This window comes from Mesobacillus sp., assembly GCF_049588175.1.
Classification (GTDB): Bacteria; Bacillota; Bacilli; order Bacillales; family Cytobacillaceae; genus Mesobacillus.
Genome location: NZ_JBAVFI010000543.1, coordinates 1 through 1,970, shown reverse-complemented (window position 1 = coordinate 1,970; position 1,970 = coordinate 1). Strand labels below are relative to the sequence as shown.

Annotated in this window: 3 protein-coding genes; 1 reads left to right on the top strand and 2 read right to left on the bottom strand. The window is 37.6% G+C overall.

Annotated elements, in window-relative coordinates; all coding sequences use genetic code 11:
• Together WB217_RS13345 and WB217_RS13340 are read right to left on the bottom strand one after the other, a co-directional pair.
• Window positions 1–891: glycosyltransferase family 4 protein (locus WB217_RS13345; RefSeq protein ID WP_423993705.1), on the bottom strand; the 891-nt coding region annotated here is incomplete at its 3' end.
• On the bottom strand, window positions 888–1,358 hold the full coding sequence (locus WB217_RS13340) for a DUF4912 domain-containing protein (protein ID WP_423993704.1): 471 nt from the start codon (window positions 1,356–1,358) through the stop codon (window positions 888–890). The genes WB217_RS13340 and WB217_RS13345, both read right to left, overlap by 4 nt.
• A gap of 331 nt (window positions 1,359–1,689) precedes the next feature.
• Between WB217_RS13340 and WB217_RS13335 the strand changes: the two genes are divergently transcribed.
• Window positions 1,690–1,970, top strand: a 281-nt coding sequence (locus WB217_RS13335; protein ID WP_423993703.1) for a hypothetical protein, incomplete at its 3' end; no start/stop codon positions are given.

Sequence of the window (1,970 nt, the reverse complement as noted above, 5' to 3'; positions counted from 1 at the left end):
GGTCAAATCAGCTCTCATCAAAAACCCTTTTCGAATTCCTTCCTGAATAAAGCCAATAAAATAAACTGAATCTTCTAATGACATTTTTTTAACCTTCTGCCTATAGGATTCTAGTAATGGACCATTTCCCGCAATCACAAAGCACAAATTCGGATTGGTTTCTTTCATCATTGATGCTGCCTTTATCAATGTCTCAAAGCCTTTCTCTTTAACGATTCTTCCAATCGAAAAGATAACCTTCTTTCCTTTAATAAAAGGATATACTTCTTCAACATCTATTACTGGAAGACCCGTTTCTTCGATTATTGATCCATTTGGAATAACTGAAATCTTAGATTCTGGAACTCCAAATAATTGCTTGATCTCGTCTGCCATATAGGCACTGCATACAATTACCTTATCTGATGAATGGGCAAGCGCCTTTTCCTTGTCAAAAACAAATTGCTGCAGCTCGGTAAAGATTCCTTTGTTCCGTCCATATTCCGTGCCATGGATTGTAGCGGCAAGTGGAATCCCTAAGGATTTACTTAATAATTCTGCTGCAGGACCTGTCATCCAATCATGAGTATGGACCATATCCACGATGGTATCCCGTGCAATGGAAAGCCCTATGTTGGCTGCTGCCAAATTCAAGCCGCCAATCCATGAAATGAAATTTGAATCCTGGTCATTTAAGGGAGCTACCCGATGGATGTGCACTCCATCCTTCTTTTCATAGCCGGGTGCACCATGTGGCCTTGAAGAAATAACATGGATTTCATAATTCCTTTTCACAAGCTCGATGGAAAGTGCATGAACATGTCTCGCAAGACCGCCTACAATATGGGGAGGATACTCCCATGAGAGCATAAGAATGGTTTTCTTTAGTTCTGTTTCTTTCCTCTGAATCACTTCTTGCTGCTCCCTTCGAGGTTCTCATAATACGTGTACGTACTTACATGTCCAACCCATTCAGGTGATTTCTCAGGAAGATCACGACGTTCAGGAGTTATCGATTTAACATTTAATATAATTGGATTTGATCTCAGCAATGGAAAAAAATCTTCCTCATTGCGCTTGATTCCAAGCTCAACGACATAATTCCGTTTTTCACTTATACCTTTATATAGCCAGCTTGATATTCCTTGCCTTAAAATCACTTCATGGATGCACAGTGTTTGCGTTCTAGTACCATTAGCAGAAGTAATCTCAAACAATCGCAATGATTTAACAATCTTTGCTTCTGGAAGATTGAAATAATCAGACATGAACTTCAATTTTTCATCCTGCAGCTGCCAAAAAACAAACAGCTTGTCAGGCGAAAGGATTCGCGCAGCAAGATGGTCTGATTCCCAAGTTGAACAATTTTTGTACGTCACCAAACTGCACCCCCAAATTAATAGTTTATTGCTAATATTGATAATGTATTCTATAAATTTATGTTAGCATTTTAACTACCTTGCTACAATGAACGCAAATTGTCGTAATTTGCACCTTATTGCTTTATCAGCGGAAGAATGGGCAAATAATTTTCTATAGTTAATATGTATTACAAATATGGTCTATAATCGACATGCTTTACAACGACTGGAAATCATATTATGACAAAACTATCATTTTTTTTCAGGAAAAAAATAAAAATCGAAATTTCGAATGTGGAATGGTACACTAACTTTATGTGTTTTAATTACAGCTCGGGAGGTATCACAGATGGGCTACATAATATTAAGCCTGATTGCCTTGGCCGCTATCCTTTTCATACTTTCTTTCTTTTTAAAAGATCCGTATAAGGAACTGCGCGAGGAAATTGATCAGCTGACAATCCAGCAGATTCAAGATCTTTATCAGATCAAAAAAAAGCTGAAAGTACTTGAAGAAGAATTGCTAGTCAATGATTCAGTCCTGGAAAAACGATCTTCTTTTAATACAGGAAAAAAGCAAATCCACGATATCATTAAAAATCAAGTATGGTCACTTGCCCAGCAGGGAAT